At 46.0% G+C, this 18,192-nt stretch carries 16 protein-coding genes; 4 read left to right on the plus strand and 12 right to left on the minus strand.

Going from position 1 to position 18,192, the window contains the following annotated elements:
- Window positions 1-264, minus strand: a 264-nt coding sequence (locus T433_RS15290) for a helix-turn-helix domain-containing protein (RefSeq protein ID WP_044109821.1), incomplete at its 3' end; no start/stop codon positions are given.
- Window positions 265-336: 72 nt separating this feature from the next.
- Between T433_RS15290 and T433_RS15295 the strand changes: the two genes are divergently transcribed.
- Entirely contained in the window at window positions 337-576 is a 240-nt protein-coding gene (locus T433_RS15295) for a helix-turn-helix domain-containing protein (protein WP_044109824.1), read from the plus strand.
- Window positions 573-1,823: a type II toxin-antitoxin system HipA family toxin gene (locus tag T433_RS0111385; protein ID WP_027455884.1), complete on the plus strand. Its 1,251-nt coding sequence runs from the start codon at window positions 573-575 to the stop codon at window positions 1,821-1,823. Before T433_RS15295 ends, T433_RS0111385 begins: the two co-directional genes overlap by 4 nt.
- 353 nt (window positions 1,824-2,176) lie before the next feature.
- Here T433_RS0111385 and T433_RS0111395 read toward each other — a convergent pair whose 3' ends face one another.
- Window positions 2,177-3,226, minus strand: coding sequence for a DUF4932 domain-containing protein (locus T433_RS0111395; protein WP_027455886.1), 1,050 nt, complete (start codon window positions 3,224-3,226; stop codon window positions 2,177-2,179).
- A 96-nt stretch (window positions 3,227-3,322) separates the two neighbouring features.
- Window positions 3,323-3,475 carry a MarR family transcriptional regulator gene (locus T433_RS16285; RefSeq protein WP_248616522.1) on the minus strand — a complete coding sequence of 51 codons (153 nt, stop codon included), beginning with the start codon at window positions 3,473-3,475 and terminating at the stop codon, window positions 3,323-3,325.
- A 549-nt stretch (window positions 3,476-4,024) separates the two neighbouring features.
- Between T433_RS16285 and T433_RS0111405 the strand changes: the two genes are divergently transcribed.
- Window positions 4,025-4,636 carry a class I SAM-dependent methyltransferase gene (locus T433_RS0111405; RefSeq protein ID WP_027455887.1) on the plus strand — a complete coding sequence of 204 codons (612 nt, stop codon included), beginning with the start codon at window positions 4,025-4,027 and terminating at the stop codon, window positions 4,634-4,636.
- 27 nt (window positions 4,637-4,663) lie between these two features.
- Here T433_RS0111405 and T433_RS0111410 read toward each other — a convergent pair whose 3' ends face one another.
- The 7 genes from T433_RS0111410 to T433_RS16940 all read right to left on the minus strand — a co-directional run bounded on the left by T433_RS0111410 (window position 4,664) and on the right by T433_RS16940 (window position 14,111).
- The gene (locus T433_RS0111410; protein ID WP_027455888.1) at window positions 4,664-6,943 is read right to left on the minus strand and encodes an inorganic phosphate transporter; all 2,280 of its coding nucleotides are present in this window, start codon (window positions 6,941-6,943) and stop codon (window positions 4,664-4,666) included.
- 270 nt (window positions 6,944-7,213) lie between these two features.
- A complete protein-coding gene (locus T433_RS0111420; protein ID WP_052357109.1) occupies window positions 7,214-8,050 on the minus strand; it encodes a phosphohydrolase in 837 nt (278 codons plus the stop codon).
- A gap of 90 nt (window positions 8,051-8,140) precedes the next feature.
- The gene (locus T433_RS0111425; protein WP_044109827.1) at window positions 8,141-9,691 is read right to left on the minus strand and encodes a hypothetical protein; all 1,551 of its coding nucleotides are present in this window, start codon (window positions 9,689-9,691) and stop codon (window positions 8,141-8,143) included.
- 138 nt (window positions 9,692-9,829) lie between these two features.
- Complete coding sequence (locus T433_RS0111430; protein ID WP_248616523.1) at window positions 9,830-12,478, minus strand: TonB-dependent receptor; 2,649 nt, start codon at window positions 12,476-12,478, stop codon at window positions 9,830-9,832.
- Window positions 12,479-12,541: 63 nt separating this feature from the next.
- Window positions 12,542-12,703: a hypothetical protein gene (locus T433_RS16550; protein WP_155808492.1), complete on the minus strand. Its 162-nt coding sequence runs from the start codon at window positions 12,701-12,703 to the stop codon at window positions 12,542-12,544.
- Between the two features lie 21 nt (window positions 12,704-12,724).
- Complete coding sequence (locus tag T433_RS15300) at window positions 12,725-13,690, minus strand: porin (RefSeq protein ID WP_162164200.1); 966 nt, start codon at window positions 13,688-13,690, stop codon at window positions 12,725-12,727.
- 292 nt (window positions 13,691-13,982) lie between these two features.
- On the minus strand, window positions 13,983-14,111 hold the full coding sequence (locus T433_RS16940) for a hypothetical protein (RefSeq protein WP_282706171.1): 129 nt from the start codon (window positions 14,109-14,111) through the stop codon (window positions 13,983-13,985).
- A 152-nt stretch (window positions 14,112-14,263) separates the two neighbouring features.
- Here T433_RS16940 and T433_RS15305 point away from each other — a divergent pair, with 152 nt between their 5' ends.
- Window positions 14,264-15,973, plus strand: a complete 1,710-nt coding sequence (locus tag T433_RS15305) for a Na/Pi cotransporter family protein (protein WP_044109829.1) — start codon at window positions 14,264-14,266, stop codon at window positions 15,971-15,973.
- A 27-nt stretch (window positions 15,974-16,000) separates the two neighbouring features.
- Here the strand turns inward: T433_RS15305 and T433_RS15310 are convergent, their stop codons facing one another.
- Both T433_RS15310 and phoB read right to left on the minus strand, forming a co-directional pair.
- A complete protein-coding gene (locus T433_RS15310; protein WP_052342147.1) occupies window positions 16,001-17,446 on the minus strand; it encodes a sensor histidine kinase in 1,446 nt (481 codons plus the stop codon).
- Window positions 17,424-18,107, minus strand: a complete 684-nt coding sequence (phoB, locus tag T433_RS0111460; RefSeq protein WP_027450422.1) for a two-component system response regulator PhoB — start codon at window positions 18,105-18,107, stop codon at window positions 17,424-17,426. Before phoB ends, T433_RS15310 begins: the two co-directional genes overlap by 23 nt.
- Between the last annotated feature and the right edge of the window lie 85 nt (window positions 18,108-18,192).

Below are 18,192 nucleotides of genomic sequence, written 5' to 3' on the forward strand. Positions count from 1 at the left end.
GGCCTGCTGGCTCTCCAAGGGAACCTGAGGCTGAGGAGTTTCTACCTTTGCCATCTCTACTGCATTAACATTAACCCGCGGCAAATTTACACATTTTGTTTCAATTTCGTGCGGAGTTAGGTATAAACTTACCCAATTACTGACAGTTTGGACGTTAGGAAGACCATATTTCATGGCTATCACCTTACGTTCCTCACCACTTTGCAGATATTCCACTGCTACGGCACGCTTGAAAGCGCGTGCAAAACGTTGACCTTTTCTCATAACTCTTTTTAACTTTAAAAGGTTTGGCAGGAGTCAACGTATTTCAGGCTAAGACACCAGAACCTGAAGATTATGGGAGAGCAAATCATGTTGGCCCGCAAGCGCAGGCATTTGTCTATGCAAGACATTGCAGACAGGGCAACAGTGACACGGCTGACTGTCTCAAAGGTGGAACATGGCGACCCAACGGTTTCCATGGGTATCTATGCGCGTGTTCTTTTTGCGCTTAATCTGGAAAAGGATATCACCCTGTTGGCTGCTGACGATGCTCTTGGCAGACAACTTCAGGATGCAGAATTACTCAGACGATGAAAAGGATTACAGTTTACGCAGATTTTGACTTCCTAACCTCTCCCGAAGAGATTGGAATATTAGGCTACGAACACGTTCGCGGCAAGGACCATTTTGTCTTTGAGTATTCGCGCCAGTGGCTGAAACAGCATGGTGGCCTCCTGCTGAGTGGTGACCTGATGAATGTTCCTTCGTTGCAGCATCCTCGTGGTAATGATAATGTGTTCGACTTTGTCAAGGATTTCTTTCCCGATCGCTGGGGACGTTTACTGCTTGACCTCAGAGAGCGACTGACTGCCCAACAGGAAGGCAGGCCGAAACGTATGCTCACTAATTACGACTATCTCATAGGGATTGAAGACTTCACCCGTATGGGAGGCATACGATACAAAGAGGAAGATAGCGATGGCTATATAAATGCGAGTGCGAAATTCCTTGTTCCACCTATCGAGAGTCTTCGCGCCCAGTGCGATGCATGCCATGAGATTGAGTTGGCAGAGGAACGCAATGAATTGCCGGAACAGCGTTGGCTCGACCAATTGATTGATCCAGGCACTTCGCTTGGTGGTGCTCGTCCTAAGGCCAACGTGGTTGATACGGACGGCAAACTATATGTAGCCAAGTTCCCATCAAAAAAGGATTTGGAGAATACTGAACTTATTGAGCACTTCTCGCATCAGCTTGCGGCCAAGGCTGGCATCAACGTGGCAAAGACGCGCACCATCAAGATTTCAAAAGATCGTGACCTGCTTCTTTCTGAACGCTTCGATAGAACAGCAGAAGGCCGTCGCATTCATTTTGCTTCTGCTATGTCGTTGCTTGGTTTTGATGACGGTGCTGGCAGCAGCACAGGAAACGGCTATCTGGACATCGTTGATTTCATCCTTCGTGGGTGTACCGATGTGCGTCAGAATCTCCGTGAGCTCTATCGCCGAGTGGCATTCAACGTCATGTTCGGCAATACCGATGACCACTTCCGTAACCACGGTTTCCTGCTTACCCCGAAAGGTTGGACACTCTCTCCTGCATACGACATCAACCCTGGAACAAGGGATTATCAATGCCTGCTCATCGATGAATACACAGAACAGTCAGACATTAACGCTCTACTTTCCGCAAGTGAGAACTACATGCTTGAACAACAGGAGGCAAAAGATATTATCGAAGAGGTTCGAGTAGCCATCAAAGACTGGCGCAAAACCGCTACCGAACTGCAAATACCCACAAAGTTGTTAGAATCATATTCCATTCGTTGGGATGAATTATAAAAAAGATAGCGCATTCTGCACGTTTTTCGTGAAAAATGTGTAACTTTGCAACATAATTGAAATATGTAGCGAACAAAGAGAAACTCGTTGATATCCAGTGGGATAATACATTCAGACGAGCATTTCTCAAGTCGAGCAAAAAGGCGCGGTACAAGCCAAATCGTAAAAGTGCTTATTATCAAGTATTTGCACTTTCACTTACTTTCGAAATACTTTCGAAGATTGGCCGTGTACTGATTAAAGCCGTAGAACGCCGATATTTTCGTTGATTTCAGTTGGTGCGTGGGAAAGTAGGTTTAGTTTAAATCTCCCTATATATAAAGCGGAGTAAACTAAACCTATTTTTTTGCTAATTATTTCATATTGTATTTGTTAAGGAATCTAGCAATCTCTGGATAGAAATCGTTAAGCGTAGAATACTGTTCACGATGGGTAGCATAATAGCGTAGAGCAGAAACAACATCAAGCACCCAGGGGAAGCCATTTTGTATCGTTTCTATGTTTAGCATATTCATGGCAAACTGATTGAAGCCATTCTCGTAGAAATAGACAATGACAGCAGCTCTAACAAGACTTTCGTTGATGACGATGTGCCAGTCATCATAGTGCTGCTTCTCCATAACTGATTGTGAGGATTGGAATAGTTTTTTTCCCACTTCTTGCATAACTTTTTCATTATTTTCCAAAAGCGGATTGACAAAGGAGTGATTGAACTCATGAAGCGGAAGGCTGGTGTCGAACAGCAGACGACCAGTTTTGGGATTCAGATTGTAGCCACAGACAGCGAAAACCTCATGTGGCTGACCAGGCAGTTGTCGGGAAGCACTATTGTTGGTCGATCCATGGGTGAAACCAATGATGAGGCGGAAGCGTTCGTCTGACCCAGTTCCATTGTAGAATTTACCATACCAATCAGTATAAATATATGGCATGACATTGGTATCGTATTGTTTCAAGAAGTCACTATAGAAATTCTGGTGTTGCTCAAAGAACTCATGAAAGCGTGAATCTACATAGAATTTGTTAAGACGCTTCACGAAGTCGTCAAGGTCAACATTCTGCCAGCCACCAGTGAGTTCGGCACGATTGCCGACAAGCTTTACTTTACCTTTTTCTATTTTCAGATGAACCGCCATATTCGTCACCCGTTCGTAGGCAATGCCATTTTTGTCACGTAGCTCCTTATAGTAAGCGACAGTCGGATGCTCACGGTATTGTGCAAACCATGCTTCAGTATCTTTAGAATACTGGCCGGCAAGGTCTTTGCTGAATTCCTGAAACCCCGCAGTACGCGAAAGGATTCCCATCAGCTCTACAGTCTCAGATACTTCCGATTTAATTTGTCCAGACGCAAAAATTGAAAGCAGAGAGAACAGAATAGTAACAAAAGTTTTCTTTTGCATATTATTATACATTTTTTAATAACGTTTGATTAATTAAATGCCGGGATTCAAGAGGGATTGCATATCGTTAGTATACTCAGCATCTTACATTACCTATTATGTCACAAACACCCTCCAACTGCCTTCTTTTTCCCCACGTTCTACATGTTTCTTCTGAATCAACTGGTCAAGGAGTTTTTGAATAGCGGCGATGCTGATGCCTGTTACTTCTTTCATATCAGCTAATGTAAGCGTAGGTTGTGTTCGCATAGCATTCAGTATTTTGGAGCGGGAGCATTCTCGCAGCTATCATGCTGCAAATGTACAAAACATACTTAAATGGTTGTAACATTACAACCTTTTTTAACACATTTAATCTAGTTTTTTTCGAAAAACCACAAATAAAAAAATAAGGACGACCTTTTATCTGAACATAACAGAGACTATAACACTATTAAAAAAAGCAATATTTGAATTGCCATCCAAAAAAGAGAGACTAAAGCAAGGTTTATTTGGGCAAGACTCGGTTTGGTTTAGTTTATTCCAATATTAAATATTTATAACCTAAACTAAACCTTTTATCTTCCGGATATAATATATATATGCTATTCAGAAGGGGCAAAATGTTGGGGGAATATGCACTAATTATCAGCTACTTATACTTACATAATACCACATTCTTGTTAATCTGATTTGCTGAGCGTTACAGGTTTGCGATGCTTAAAACACCGAGTTTTAGGTATTGCACCCCATTTTCTAATGCTATAACCACCCATAATTCTTAGTAAGATTAAGATTTAGAATGTGGAGGATAAAACAATGGGGCTATTAAAAACATTTTTCACCAATTGTGCATGTCCGCAAGGGCGAATGGGACGTGCGATGCTGAAGTTTATGAATCTATGTCATGCACCGCTTACGAACTGGGGACTGAAACTGGTCAATATTCAGGACGGCTGGACGATGCTTGATATCGGCTGTGGCGGAGGGGCTACCTTGCAACGACTGATGAAGCGGAGCGAGGGTTCAAAGGTCTATGGTATCGACATCTCTGAGGAAAGCGTAGCGAAGGCCAAGAAGGTGAATGCCGAAGTGCTCAACAAACGGGTGTTCATCACTCAGGGGTCTGCAGAGAATTTGCCTTACGAAGATGGTAAGTTCGACCTCGTAACTGCAGTAGAGACGGTATATTTTTGGCCCAACCTCCCTGCCTGTCTTCAGGAGGTACGTCGCGTACTGAAGCAGGGAGGAAAGTTCGCCATTCTTATAGAAGTAATTGATGGCGACTCTATGTGGACGAATGTCGTAGAGGGCATGACAGCCTATTCGCCGGAGGAACTGAAGACACTGCTCGACGATGCGGGCTTTATCCAGACTGAGATTCACCGTATGAAGCCATCGAATGCGACAATCATTGGCGTGAAAGCTTAGCTTGTACACATCGACAGCCAACGTGCATTACTCATCAAACTTGCTTGCCCCCCTCACTGTGTGGCGCAAAGCACTGAGAAGCTGTTGTGACTCTTGGACCAAATTCAGAAATACTGTCATGCTTTCAATATTGAGATGCCTGGCTTGAATGTCGTGAATGATAGCTCGTCGATAATTGGAGAGCTGTGATTGCAGTTTATCAGCATCATCACGTATCAACGCCATTGTTTCGACATGGCTGGCTCGGTTGATGAGTTGCAATATCTCATTGCGCATCTGTATGAACTCTTGGATATATTTGCTTGGCACTGGACGAAAGTTATTACCCACATGCTCTAAACATGGCTCACCCATACGTTTCAAACCATATACCATTTGTGCTAGCGAGTTGATGGTTAGGAAGTACCATGTGCCCTTCTCAATACTCAACATGGGGTCTATACGTCGTTGGGCCATAATCTGTTTGCGTCGCTGGCGTTTTATATCTTTGCGTTGGTTTTCGATTATCACTGTGTTACGCTTTAGCGTGCGGTAATCCTCATAAAAGAAAGCATCGGTCAACGATTTGTAAGTCTCTGCGATCAACTGTAGTTGGTTCGTAATGCTTAGTGTCACATGTTGTCGAAGCAGTATCCAACATTCAGCTTTATCACTACTACGAACAATCCGATCAAACAATTCGTCGGCCTCACTGGTCTTGTTGCTTTTTTCATAGCGCAGATGGCTTCGAATAAGCAAGAAGATGGCCAGCGCGATGGCAACGGCCATTGCCACAAACGATCCAAAGAATATGGCTATGCAGACGAGGAAGCACAACATGAACGCCACACCTGCCGTGATGAACCAACCACCTATGACCGATAGCATGCCTGTGATACGGAACACAGCGCTTTCACGACTCCATGCTCGGTCTGCCAGTGAAGCACCCATAGCCACCATAAAGGTGACATAGGTAGTGGATAGCGGCAGTTTAAGCGATGTGCCCAGTGCCACCAAAGCACCTGCAAGCACCAGATTGACCGTTGCACGAATCTCATCGAAGGCGGCTCCCTGTTTAAGCACAGCAGCATCGGCATTAAAGCGTGAGTCAATCCATCGCCCCACCCCACTCGGCACTAACGCCGTCAGGCCGTTGGCCATGCTTCTCGACGTGCGAACCAAGGTCCGTGCTACGCCACTCGAACCGAACATCTCGTCGCCCTCGTCCTGTCGCGAGAGGTCAACCGAGGTCTTCACCACATTCTGCGCCTTCTTCGAGAATATCAGTGCGAGCACCATCACCACACCTGCCGCGAAGAGATAGTGTGTGGGGGTATGAGCACTCTCCATCAACGAGCGCATCATAAAGCTCTGCGCTTCGCCGTTGCCATTAGCCATGTAGTCCTGATAGGCCTCAAGTCCTGTCAGTGGGACACCCACGAAGTTCACCAGGTCGTTGCCAGCAAATGCCATCGCCAGAGCGAAGGTGCCCAACAGTACAACGCACTTCAGTACGGGCAGTTTCATGGCACTCAGCAGCGTCATCAACACAGAGAATACTGCCATGCCACCGCCAATAATCAACCATGTGTTCTGACTGATAATCTCTTTCACCTCTGGGGTCATCAGAGTACTTCCCTTCAATCCGTTGACAAGCAGGAACCATACAATGACCGTCGCAGATAATCCACCAAAGATACCAATCTTTAACGATGATGCAACCAAACTTCCCATCTTGCCCGACTGATCTGTCGTTCTCCCGTTCACGCGATAGGTGAAAGTGAAAACGATGCGTGCCACCCACTGTACCAGCGTGCCGAGGACAAACGCGATGGCAACACTGAGGAAAATGCCAAGTATGACAGAGATGGCTTTCTCCGTATTCAGCAGATCGCCTAATGAGAGTAATGTACCGTCAGCTGCCGTTGCCCCATGGAGGATCTGTAACAGGGCGATGGCAAAGGCTCCGCCCAGCAGTTCGAATACCATCGAGACAGTGGTGGATGTAGGCATACCGAGCGTATTGAACACGTCGAGCAGTACCACATCGGTCACCATGACTGCCAGGAATACACACATCACGTCGTAGAACGAGAAATACTGTGGCGTCATGATGCCATGTCGGGCCACGTCCATCATACCATTACTCAGGGAAGCTCCAACGAACACGCCAACAGCAGCTATTGTAACCACTGTTCTGTATCTTGCCACCTTGGCTCCGATAGCAGAGTTCATAAAGTTTACTGCGTCATTGCTTACGCCAACCACTAGGTCGAACACTGCAAGTACAATCAGGAATATAACTATTCCGAGAAATAATGTATTCATCTTTAATTAAAAGGTCGTTATGATAATCCGATGAAAATAAATGTGAGAAACAACACTAGGATGACAAATCTCACCCAATTAAAGATTCTCTGAATTCTTATTGCTTTTTCTTTATCCATAAATGATTTTGCCAACCGTTAGTGATTGACATTGCAAAGGTAAACTGAGCATATTACAAAAACATTTCATTCGTATAACGGATAGGTTACAGCACCGGTTATAATAGGATTGTAACGCGGGCGTAACAATAGCGTAATAAGATTGTAATAACTACAGATACCTTTTTGTTTCTTGCCCTTCTACACAGGCATAGAGTTCCACCAGGTGCTTGGATGGACTTGACTGTATCTTAGGCATGAGCACACCTTCTACCTGAAAAAGTCCTACCTCTGACTTCATGAGGACTTCTATCTTTATAGGATGCTCTGTTCCTTGTGTTATGTGAACCTTTTCGATGGAGTTGGCTGAGTATTTGTGGATGTCGCCTTCGGTGGGTTTGGTTGGGATTTCAAGAGCAATTCTGGCACGCCCCTTGGTCATGTCACATCCGTCCGCAATGAGTATCAATCCTGCTTCAATGGAATGAATGGGGTGCGTAGCCATGTGACCTAGTATGCCTTCCATGGCCATTGAGCGGATGATGGTTCTGCGCATCGTATCCTCGGGAAGATTCTTCTGCAGGACATCTGTTATAATCTGATAGGAGATAATACCAGAGTAAAGTTCGTGGTCTTTCCGGCCGATAGTCATACCGGCATCATGTAGGAACGCGGCAATCATTACGGCAACAACACTGTCAGCAAAGCTGCCAGAGTGTTCCTTTTGTAGGCTCGTCTCCACCCCTGCGTCATGCAATATGCTAAGCATCTTCAGTGCGTTATGACATACGGTACGCATATGAACAGGGCCATGGTCGTTCAATCCTAGGCGAGTGATAGACACCGTGTTCGCATAATCCTGGATTGCCTTTATTTCTTCATTCTCCAACAGCTGCTTCATCATGCGGACAGGTAGATTGTCGTCAATGTCCGAATGCTCCACGATGTCAGCAACCAGTTTCTGAATTTTTTCTTCAAGTATGATTTCCTTTTGTGATTTGTTTTGCATAAGCATATAAAAATGGATAAAAGTGTATGGCCATTTCCATAAAGGAAAGACCATACACGCGTAACTAAATGATATTATATTCTGAACAGATTAGTACTCAGCATTCTGTGGGTCAAACTCTGTCCAGCCACGGAGCCAGTTGTCATTATTTCCGAAGGCGCCGATGTAGCTGACTTTCTCGAACCATGAAGAGAGCAAAACGTCGGTGAAGCTGGCAGCTCCTAGCAATGGCGAACCGCTCTGTGGAAGGTACTGTACACCAGAATAGATGCCCGAGGTGAGCATCAAGTCGGAGATGCTCTGGAATACCTTGTTGCCCGTCTGCGACTTGAAGAAGGTGCTGCTGTAAGACTCTTGATTGGCGTCAATCACACTCTTCTGCACAGCATCGTAGAGATTGTCCTCGTAGCGTTTGTTAGCATCACTACCCGTCACGCCCATGCCGGCAAAGAAGATGTTCTGTAGCTTCAGGTTGCCAGCCTTTGCCACATCCTGTGTGTTACCCTTTTCTGCATCCACAATCAAGCCAACAGGATAGCCGACTGCCACGGAGTTGAAGCATGCCAGTCGGCTGCTGCGACGAATCTGCATGGCACTTTGGAACTTGCCGAGGGCGGAACCATTCTGTGGGAAGACGTTACCACCGTTGATATAATCGGGTGTATTTTCAAAACCATCACGTCCCATTGGACCAATGAAGGTCACGTTTGAGAAAACGGCAGAAGTAAAAGGCTCGGTGAGTGAACCGTCGGCATCGTTATCGCTCTCAAAACCATTTGACTGCGAGGTGTCGGCAATGCGAGGGTTGCGGATGGAGAGCGCATACTGTACCTTACCATTGTAACCGTTGTCCGTATCAAACTCATCATCCCAACCATTGTAGGCAACGAGATAGCGGCAGTTCACATTACCACCAAACCACTCGAAAGAATCATCGTTGGTGTAGCTTACCTGCACGTGGTCAATCTGTGTGCCAGCACCTACGCTGCCCAATGTCAAAGCGTTGATTTCCTTATCCTTCTGGAAAGGATAACCTGCAAATTCTACACGAACATATGAGAGTACACCGCTGTTGTCATTGGCATCATTGCCACCGTGTTTCGTGCGAGGACCACCCTCTATCTGCTGACCGAGCACACCTTTATTATTTGTACCGCGTCCGCAGATGATTAATCCTCCCCAATCGCCAGGCTTACGGTTGCCCTTTGCCTCTGCTGAAGTAAAGACAATAGGAGCTGACTCTGTGCCCTTGGCGTAGAGTTTGCCACCTGGCTCCACAATAAGCGAAGCGGCAGAAGCCTTCTCACCCTTGATCACGGTGCCTGGTTCGATGGTTAGTTCGGCACCATCTGCCACGTATATCCATCCCTTCATCAGATAGACACCTTTCTTCAGCGTCTGCTTTCCTGTAAAGACAAATTCCTTATCACCATTACCGATAATGGTTCCATTAGCGTCATCCTTGCCGTCTGCTGTGAAAGTGAGGTGGTCGCATGTCTTGATACTACCATCCATGCCCCATACATAGGCAGTTTGTGTCTCACTACCATTGTTCACGTCATCGTCTTGGCTGCATGACACCATGGTCATCATCAGCGTAGTGGCCATCATTGCCACCGAAAGAAAAACTTTTTTCTTCATTGTTAATATTGTTTGTTATTACGTCATGCAACTCGACCTTTCCGAATTGCGTTGCAAAGATATTCACATGATGTTTCTACCTTGTTATAACCATGCTACGATTTTGTTACGTAACCAGATTGTAATACTGCAAGATTTTTAGAACTGGAAACTTGCAGAAAATTGTATATTCCTTCCAGGGCTATAGGATCGTGTAATCTGTTCGACTTCTCCTTGTGGGGTCTTTTCAAACTGCTTGAGCTGAACCTTTTGTGCCAGAAGATCACGAATGGAGAGACGAAGATCGAAATGACCGAGGCGCTTGGCAATGTTGAAGTCGAGCTGGTGGCGAGGCATCTCGTAACTGTCGGGGACGCGTACCTCGGTGGTACCAGTTCCCACACTACGCCCTACGCCTATCAGGCGCTTTCCAATCACATTGTAGAGTATGGAAGCCGTCCATCCCTGCGTTCCTTTTGCTTTGCCGGGGATTTGGTTGCTGTTGAAGAAAAGACCAACATTGACCAAATAAGGTGACTGTCCTTGCATCGGGCGCGATTCTTCTTTGCTTCCCTCAGGAAAAGTTACGTTGCTCTTGATCCATGAGGCATTAAGTGATAAAGAGAGGAAAGGCAGACGCATGAAGTCCAGCTGTTTACGAATGTCGAGTTCGACGCCATAGTTGTTGGCTCCCTCTGCGTTGAGATAGGAATATACGAGGTCGGTGCCACCTGCCACAGTATACGTCCACTCGATAGGGTTGCGGAAGTGCTTATAGAAGAGTGAGAGGCTTACCACCTCACCCGCATGAGGATACCATTCCCAGCCAAGGTCGAAGTTATCAATATAAGTGGGTAATAGATTGTGATTGCCTTGCACGTTGCTGGCAAGATCGAAGTCGTAATAGACACTGGAAGAGAGTTCGCGAAACTCAGGGCGGTTGGTCGTGCGACCGTATGCCAGACGCACCTGCTGCTTGTCTGTAAGGTGGTAGGCAAGATTGAGCGATGCGAAGAGGTCGTTGTAGTCATAGAACGTAGAAAGAGGCGAAGGCTCCTGACGACGGGTGTTGGAGATGAGTTCTGTACGTACATACTCAAATCTAACACCACCATATATGTCAAATCGTCGGATGGGGAGTTTTGCGCTCACATAGCCGCAGCCCTGTGTGCTTCGGGCAGAATAGTTGTTGCTCCAGTCGATGAGCTCGTGCCAACTGATGCCATTCGTATTGGTCGGCGAACCTGTCGCACCATTGTCCATGGTCAAGATCATTGGCAGACCTGTCTCTGTATCCCAACCATTAAGTGACCTGGGCAACTGGCCACCCTCATACTGCAACGTCCATTGACGCGTCTCATAAGTTCTGCGACGATGCTCGGCATAGGCACCGGCAAAGAGGGAGGGTGTGAACGAACCGAAAGCAAACTCGTGCTTCCAGTTGGCAGCCGCCGAAAAAATGTGCTCATCCAGTTGGGACGTTTCCCGATTAAAGTCGTTCAGGTTGTCTATCATGAAACGGCCTTCTTCTTCCATCATGCTGTATCGCCTACGGTTGGGCAGATGGCGATTGGCGTACGCATAGCCAAGACTCCAATCAAGTTTGTCTGCTTCTGATGGTGTATGTTTGCCGTCCAACTGAACATTATAGGTGAGTCTTCGCTGGCGGTAATACTCTGCCTGACGCACATGGTCGCCCTGCGCATCAAAGCCATCACGATCCGTGTAACGATCCTTACCCAAGTGATTGAGAATCTGTTTCAATTCGAATCGGTTGCGCCCTGAGGCGGAGAGGTAGGTAAGGTTGAGCAAGGCACCAAGTCGGCGGTTAAGGTTGAACTGCTGGTCAATCATTTGGCGCAGGTAGTTGGAGCGATTGTGTGTCACATCGTAAGCACCAAAGAGATTGTTTTCCATGTCGTATAGTGTGCGGTATTGCTGTGTGAAATTGACGCTGGTCACGAGTGCCCATGTCTGTCCTTTGTCTGTACGCCATCGTTGTGCTGTGCTTGCCGAAGCACTGATGTCCCCGACTGGAGAAGATGATTGTGTATGCCAGTCGTTTTCCTTGGCAGAGAGGAATGTACGGAAATGAGATGAAGTATTCCACGATGTCCCTAACGAGATTTCCGTCTTGTTCTCGCTCGGTACATCTTTCGTATTGACCAGAATGAAGCCTCCCGAGAAGTCAGCCGGATATTCAGGTGCAGACGACTTAACCACCATCATATTGTCAAGTTGTGATGATGGGATAATATCGAACGAGAATGCGCGTTGGTCGGCTTCGCTCGAAGGTACAGCGGCACCATTCAGCCACACATTATTATATCGTTGTGAGAGCCCTCGCACCATTACGAACTTCTCATCGATGATGCTCACGCCAGGTATGCGTCGTATCACCTCACCTGCATCCTTGTCCTGTGTCCGTTTGATGTGCTGCTCGCTCACGCCCGTCATTGTGACGTGTGCCTCTTTCTGCTCGCGAGTGGTGGATGCATCGGTGTTGTGGCGCAGTGTTGAGCTGACCGTTACCTCGCCAAGCGTGGTATTGTCTGGCTCAAGCACGAAATCTATTATCAATTCATCTCCTGTCACCTTAACATTTTCTTTTATCATGGTCTTGAAACCAATGAATCGCACAGTCAACGTATAGGTACCATTCTTTAATTTCAACGAGTAGTTTCCATCAATGTCAGCGGAAGTTCCTTGTCCGTCATTCGCTACGATAGTTGCCCCAGTAAGTGGTTCGTTGGTTCCTTGCTCTATAATTTTGCCTTTCACTATACCGGCAAAACTGATGGAAGGCATAATGAGGAGGAGAGTTGCTATTATTATACTTTTAATTTTGTTTTCCATTTTATTTTCAATTTCTTAATCGTCGTCATCATCATCGTCATCGTCACAATCCTCGTCTTCTTCATAAAAGGAGATGGAACGAGACTCTTCCATCTCGTCAGCATCAATAATAATGCATTGTCCCTGGCCGGGAAGGGCAGAATCTTTGCACTTTGTAAACAGATTAAATATGCTCATATTTTTTTCTTATAGTGTTCATTAAAATCTAATCATCAGTTCGGCTACGAGTTTGTCCTGCTCGCTCTCCTTGGGGGTACCTCCATTAGGATACCAATAATTCTCGTAGTTGAGACGGATGTCGGTGGGAAAGTACTTATTGGCTACATGAAAGGTGACTCCTGCTGTGAGTCGATGACGCTGAGCATCAGATTGCAAAAGTCGAGTGGTACCCTCATCAAATCCCTTCTTTCCATCACTATGATTGTCCATGTAATCGTAACGGAGAAGATAGCTAACACCACCCAGATAACCTTTCTTAACTGGTATCTTGTAAATAGCCATCGCATCTATGGCGTTACAATCGTCAAAGGCATCTTTAGCATAGAACTTATGTAGATATTCTGCTTCCAAATGGAAGCCTAAGTATTCGTAGTATGCACCAAAGTCAATAGACGTATAGGATGCATTGCGACTAGCAATGAGCTGGTGCTGAACACTTGGAATGAGTGCCAAGCCTCTGACTGGAAAATATTGAATACGAGCAGAGTATGCGGGAGATGTAAACCAAGCTGTTTTCTGATTGTCAAGGTTGGAACCATTGTAAATACCAGCATCAACTGAGAGTATCTTGCGATTTTCCATACTTATAATATCGTAGCCAACAGCAGCTCCCACATCACGCATATCTCCTACCTGTTTGGCAATGAATGAGCGATTCGCAAAGAATTGTGCCGACGGATTTCGATGAGCATCGATGGAGAAAGGCATTCGTTGCTGACCAAGTGTGATGCGAAAGGTGCTGATTGGATTCACACGTACCCACGCATCCTTCATCTTGATGGCAGATTCATCACAAAGATCCACCTCGAGTTTGTAACTGCTTTTTAACGGCATATTGCCATCAACCGATAATCGAGCATTGCGCACCTCAAAACGACTGGCGTTAAGATCCAGCTCATACTCATATTCATACTTACCTCGGAGTATGCCATGTATCTGTGGCATGAATTTTTGTTTCTCCGTTTGCCGTTGTAGTTCTTGTTCAATCTGAGTGAGACGCTCCTCTAAAGTAAGCTCTTGTGCACCCACCTTCACTACACATAGGCAGAATAATACAAACAATGTACATTTTTTCTTTTTTTTCATTACTCATCATAAGGAAGTTTTGGTTTGCCTTTCCAAATGACGCTGCAAAAGTACAGATAGGATGTTACAGACGTGTTGCAAGGGTAATAAAGAATTATTGCAACCTCACAATGTCATGAGATTGCAATAACCGTGAAACTGCATTATAACATTACATATACCGCTTCATTTCTTCTCCCTCAACTCCTGCATACAACTCCAACAGGCTCTTGGCAGGACTTGACTGTATCTTGGGAATCAGGACTTCTTCGACTTGGAAGAAGCCTACCTCTGCCCTCATGTGTATCTCAATCTTCAAGGGGCATTCATTCCCCTGCCCTATTTTAACCTTTTCAATAGCGTTTGCAGAATACCGTTTGTAACAGAATTGTAATATGGACGTAACAACAGCGTAATAAGATTGTAATATCTTTGCAGCAAAATTATAAAAAAATGGAATTGATTATCAACATTTTCTCGCTTGTGGGCTCGCTAGCATTGTTCCTCTTCGGAATGAAGACAATGTCGGAGGGTCTGGAGAAGTTTGCAGGCGATCGCCTGCGCAGTATTTTGGCTGCGATGACAAAGAATCGTGTGATGGGTGTTCTAACAGGTATTCTTATTACGGCACTCATCCAGTCATCGAGTGCCACAACCGTGATGGTTGTAAGTTTTGTGAATGCAGGGTTGATGACGCTTGCGCAGTCTATTGGCGTCATCATGGGTGCAAACATCGGAACAACAGTTACAGCATGGATTATATCAGCTGTTGGCTTTAAGGTGAACATCGCTGCCTTTGCTATCCCCTTGTTGGCTATCGGTATGCCATTGATATTCAGTGGCAAGGGTAACCGCAAAAGCATCGGTGAGTTTATCTTTGGCTTCTCGTTCCTCTTCATGGGACTCTCTTTTCTGCAAGAGGCTGCCACAGCGATGAACATTGGCGATATGGTGGCAGGTATGCTGGCCCACGTACCACAAGACTCGTTCTTCACGATTATCCTCTTTGTCATCGTTGGTGCACTGGTAACGATGATTGTGCAGGCTTCAGCTGCCACAATGGCTATCACCCTGATGCTCTTCGGCATGAACATCCCTGGTTTTGGCTTCGAACAAGCAGCTGCGCTGGCTATGGGACAGAATATAGGTACCACTATCACGGCGTTTATGGCTTCACTGACAGCCAACACACAAGCTCGTCGTGCCGCCCTAGCCCACATGTTCTTCAACGTGTTTGGTGTGGTAGCGTTCCTCATTGTGTTCTATCCCGCTTGTGATGCCGTTAGTTGGGTAGTAGAAAACTGTATGGGTGGTGGCAACGATCTCTTTAAGCTATCAGCCTTTCACACCGCCTTCAACATCATCAACACGCTGTTGCTCATTGGTTTTGTAAAGCAGATAGAGATGTTTGTGTGCCGTGTGCTGCCTATGAAGGCTCAGGACGAAGACTATCGCTTGCGCTTCATCAGTGGCGGTCTACTTTCTACAGCCGAGCTCAGCATCATGGAGGCTCAGAAGGAGATTCGTAGTTTTGCTGAGCGCTGCCAGCGTATGGCGGGTTTCGTGCCCACGCTTCTTGAAACGAAAGACGAGATGGAATTTAATAAGCTCTTTGCTCGTATCGAGAAATACGAGAACATCACCGACTCGATGGAGATGGAGATTGCCAGCTATCTGAATAAGGTGAGCGAAGGCCGCTTGTCGGATGCCTCGAAAGCTCAGATACAGAAGATGCTCCGCCAAATCTCGGAGTTAGAGTCTATCGGCGACTCGGTTTATAACCTCGGTCGTACCCTGAATCGTCATCGTATGCATTGCCAGGAGGAGTTTACTGCCGATCAGATGCAGCACATGATGACGATGATGCAACTGGTCGATTCGGCTCTAAACGAGATGCTTAAACGCATAGACCGACCCACCACAAAGAATGGTATAAAAGTTTCGCTTAACATCGAACACGAGATCAACAATTACCGAACACAGCTAAAGAACCAAAATCTGCATGATGTGAATGCTGGTCTTTACGATTATCAGCTCGGTGTGTTCTACGTCGATTTCATCTCTGAGTGCGAGAAACTTGGTGACTACGTGATGAACGTCGTGCAGGCCGGCAAGGGCCTAAACAACGACTTTGGTGACGGTCCTATCAACGGACAAGGGTAATCCGTAGTCGGTTATCATTCTGAATGATTAGAAACGTGCAAGGGTAAACCTGATGGTGAGTCCACCGCCAGGAGTAGCAAGTGCAGTTGCTTGTCCACCATGGGCAGCAACTGCATTTTTTACGATGGCAAGTCCCAGACCTGTGCCACCCAATTTGCGCGAGCGTCCCTTATCCACGCGGTAGAAACGCTCAAACAGGTGCTCACGATGCTGCGCCTCCACGCCTTGGCCATTGTCGCTTACATTAAATTCGTAGAAGTGGCGACCTTCATTTTCCGCCTCAGTACAAGTAATCTTCAGGAACGATGCACCTGTGGCATATGCAATTGCATTGTCTATCAGGTTGCGGAATATGCTGTATATCAGACTCTGATCGCCCAGCACTTCTATATGCTGAGGAAGTTGGAGTGATGGAGCGATGCCCTTTTCCTGAAGTTGCAGGGCCGTATCATCCAGCACACTCTGTATGATCTGCAACACATCCACAGGGCGATAATTCTGTCGTGCCTCAGAGCGGTTGTCGTCTATCTCATCCAGTTTGGTGAGCGCACTCATGTCTAGCAGTAGTTTGTTCATGCGTTCACTTTGGGCATAACAGCGTTCCAGGAAGTGTTTCTTCTTATCTTCAGGCATATCGCGATTATCCAAGATGCTCTCCAAGTAGCCATGTATGCTGGCGGCAGGTGTCTTCAACTCATGAGCGGCATTCTGAGTAAGTTGTCGCTTGATACGCACTTTCTCTTCTTCAGAATGACGTAGTTTCCAATACAACATGATGATCGTGTGACTGATATCACCCAATTCATCATCTGGCAGCCGACGTTCCAGTTCGTGGTCAAGTTTTTCACCTTCTTCAGCCTTCACGGCAAATTCACGCAGGTAACCAATGTGTCGGCTGATACGATGAGTGATATAGTAGAGAACAATGCCCAACAATAGGGTGAGAACGCCTGAATAATAAATAAAGGTATTGTCTGCCTGCAACGAACGAGTCAGCTCTGCTGAATATGGTACGGCAGCACGCACAATCACATCGCCAAAACGAGTGGCTGAATAGAAGTAGGTCTCGTGGGTTGACTGTGACATTCGCTTGATATCATAACCACTACCCTCTTGCAAAGCCTGCTGGATCTCTGTTCGCTGCAGATGGTTTCCCAATGCTTCCACATCAGTATCATAGCTATCAAAGATGACCCGTCCTGCCTTGTCTATCACAGACACTCGCAGTCCCTCCATCTGATGATGCACGACATAATCGCGAAAACGTCGGCTACAGCTCATACTATCCTTACCGACAGTCTGCACCATCTCATAGTTGTACATCTGCAGTCGTGAATGAAGAATATCAATCTTATACTCCTTTTCACGCTTATACTGATATACGCTGAAACATGTAGCAAAGAGCAGGAACACGCCGCCGATGCTCAGCAGCAGATTACGCTGAAAGGATTTACTTTTCGAAGCAGTAGCCATAGCCCACACGTGTTTTTATCTGTTTACCATAATGGCCTATCTTTTTACGTAATCTGGTGATGTTCACGTCCACCGTACGATCTCCCACCAGCACATCATTTGGCCAACAATACTTTAATAAGTCTTCCCTAGAAAACACCGTGTTGGGATGCTGGAGAAAAAAAGATAATAATTCAAATTCCAGTTTGGTGAATTCCAATTCCTTTCCGTCGCATACGACACTCTTGGCATTCAGATCAACCATAATTCCTTCGTAGGCAATATGATTATCTACAGCAGTCGGACCATTTTGTTGCGATTGAGTACGTCTGAGTACAGCTTTAACCCTGGCCTTCACTTCCTTCATACCCAATGGCTTAGCAATATAGTCGTCTGCACCGATATTTAGTCCTTTTACCAAATTATCCTCACTATCGAGTGCCGTAATGAAGATAATGGGAATCTGTGCTGTAGCTGGATTGTTCTTGAGTCTGCGTGCCATCTGGAACCCAGACATTTCTCCCATCATAACATCCAGCAGAATAAGCGTAAAATCTTGTAGAGACAGTTCTAGTGCCTCCTCTGCTGAATAGGCAGTAACTACCTCAAAACCTTCGTTCTCAAGGTTATATTGCAGTATCTCACAGATATCCTGCTCATCATCCACAACAAGTATCTTCATGATTCTTCTGTATTTCTAGGCACAAAGTTACAGATTATTTCCGAGATAAAATAGGATTTGTATTACAATATTATTAAATCTCAAC

It is taken from the genome of Xylanibacter brevis ATCC 19188, from assembly GCF_000621725.1.
Lineage (GTDB): Bacteria > Bacteroidota > Bacteroidia > Bacteroidales > Bacteroidaceae > Prevotella > Prevotella brevis.

Excerpts from the sequence above, each read along its gene's own strand:
- T433_RS0111425 (WP_044109827.1), bottom strand. The coding sequence starts at position 9,691 with ATGAAGAAAAAAGTTTTTCTTTCGGTGGCAATGATGGCCACTACGCTG.
- T433_RS0111405 (WP_027455887.1), top strand. The coding sequence starts at position 4,025 with ATGGGGCTATTAAAAACATTTTTCACCAATTGTGCATGTCCGCAAGGG.
- T433_RS15310 (WP_052342147.1), bottom strand. The coding sequence starts at position 17,446 with ATGGCTACTGCTTCGAAAAGTAAATCCTTTCAGCGTAATCTGCTGCTG.
- T433_RS0111430 (WP_248616523.1), bottom strand. The coding sequence starts at position 12,478 with ATGCCTTCCATCAGTTTTGCCGGTATAGTGAAAGGCAAAATTATAGAG.
- T433_RS15300 (WP_162164200.1), bottom strand. The coding sequence starts at position 13,690 with ATGCCACAGATACATGGCATACTCCGAGGTAAGTATGAATATGAGTAT.
- T433_RS0111395 (WP_027455886.1), bottom strand. The coding sequence starts at position 3,226 with ATGCAAAAGAAAACTTTTGTTACTATTCTGTTCTCTCTGCTTTCAATT.
- T433_RS15305 (WP_044109829.1), top strand. The coding sequence starts at position 14,264 with ATGGAATTGATTATCAACATTTTCTCGCTTGTGGGCTCGCTAGCATTG.
- T433_RS0111385 (WP_027455884.1), top strand. The coding sequence starts at position 573 with ATGAAAAGGATTACAGTTTACGCAGATTTTGACTTCCTAACCTCTCCC.
- phoB (WP_027450422.1), bottom strand. The coding sequence starts at position 18,107 with ATGAAGATACTTGTTGTGGATGATGAGCAGGATATCTGTGAGATACTG.
- T433_RS16285 (WP_248616522.1), bottom strand. The coding sequence starts at position 3,475 with ATGCGAACACAACCTACGCTTACATTAGCTGATATGAAAGAAGTAACA.
- T433_RS0111420 (WP_052357109.1), bottom strand. The coding sequence starts at position 8,050 with ATGCAAAACAAATCACAAAAGGAAATCATACTTGAAGAAAAAATTCAG.
- T433_RS16940 (WP_282706171.1), bottom strand. The coding sequence starts at position 14,111 with ATGAGGGCAGAGGTAGGCTTCTTCCAAGTCGAAGAAGTCCTGATTCCC.
- T433_RS15295 (WP_044109824.1), top strand. The coding sequence starts at position 337 with ATGGGAGAGCAAATCATGTTGGCCCGCAAGCGCAGGCATTTGTCTATG.
- T433_RS0111410 (WP_027455888.1), bottom strand. The coding sequence starts at position 6,943 with ATGAATACATTATTTCTCGGAATAGTTATATTCCTGATTGTACTTGCA.
- T433_RS16550 (WP_155808492.1), bottom strand. The coding sequence starts at position 12,703 with ATGAGCATATTTAATCTGTTTACAAAGTGCAAAGATTCTGCCCTTCCC.